Source organism: Mycobacterium sp. 2YAF39, assembly GCF_052114565.1.
Taxonomy (GTDB): domain Bacteria; phylum Actinomycetota; class Actinomycetes; order Mycobacteriales; family Mycobacteriaceae; genus Mycobacterium.
In genome coordinates this window covers 1-547 of the sequence record NZ_JBFREZ010000043.1, presented here as the reverse complement: position 1 = coordinate 547, position 547 = coordinate 1, and the positions used below count along the sequence as shown (strand labels likewise).

Here is a 547-nt window from a genome sequence, read left to right as displayed (position 1 = left end):
GCTTCACGTAGTCGAGTTGCAGACTACGATCCGGACTACGATGCATTTTCTGGGATTAGCTCCCCCTCGCGGGTTGGCAACCCTCTGTATGCACCATTGTATGACGTGTGAAGCCCTACCCATAAGGGCCATGAGGACTTGACGTCATCCCCACCTTCCTCCGGTTTGTCACCGGCAGTCTCTCTAGAGTGCCCTTTCGTAGCAACTAGAGACAAGGGTTGCGCTCGTTGCGGGACTTAACCCAACATCTCACGACACGAGCTGACGACAGCCATGCAGCACCTGTGTCCACTTTCCCTTTCGGGCACCTAATGCATCTCTGCTTCGTTAGTGGCATGTCAAGGGTAGGTAAGGTTTTTCGCGTTGCATCGAATTAATCCACATCATCCACCGCTTGTGCGGGTCCCCGTCAATTCCTTTGAGTTTTAATCTTGCGACCGTACTCCCCAGGCGGTCAACTTCACGCGTTAGCTACGTTACTGAGGAAATGAATCCCCAACAACTAGTTGACATCGTTTAGGGCGTGGACTACCAGGGTATCTAATCC

The 547-nt window shown here is 52.5% G+C and carries 1 rRNA gene; it reads right to left on the bottom strand.

Going from position 1 to position 547, the window contains the following annotated elements:
- A 16S ribosomal RNA gene (locus AB4Z42_RS28385) occupies positions 1 to 547 on the bottom strand; the annotation flags it as partial.